At 61.8% G+C, this 369-nt stretch carries 1 pseudogene; it reads left to right on the top strand.

The features are described 5' to 3' along the window. Positions 1-369: pseudogene (locus AC1DLB_RS32410) on the top strand (glutamyl-tRNA reductase); the annotation flags it as partial.

The following is a 369-nucleotide window of genomic DNA, read 5'->3' as shown; positions in this document are numbered from 1 at the left end:
GTATAGCGTCGACGATCTCCACGAAGTGGTCGCCGAAAACCTCAAGAGCCGTCAGGGCGCCGCTCAGGCGGCCGAAGAGATGGTGTCGGTCGGTGCCGAAGATTTCATGGTTCGCCTGCGCGAACTGGCGGCGGTGGATGTGCTCAAGGCTTATCGTCAACAAAGCGAGCGCCTGCGCGACGAAGAATTGCAGAAGGCCCAGCGTATGCTCGCCAACGGCAGCAGTGCCGAGGACGTGCTGGTGCAACTGGCCCGTGGCCTGACCAACAAACTCTTGCATGCCCCGAGCGTGCAATTGAAAAAGCTCTCTGCCGAAGGCCGCCTCGATGCGCTGGCCATGGCCCAGGAACTCTTTGCCCTCGGTGAGGG

The organism is Pseudomonas sp. 05N434 (assembly GCF_056396965.1).
The sequence above is the reverse complement of the archived record's forward strand: the minus strand, read 5'-3'. Positions and strand labels throughout refer to the sequence as shown.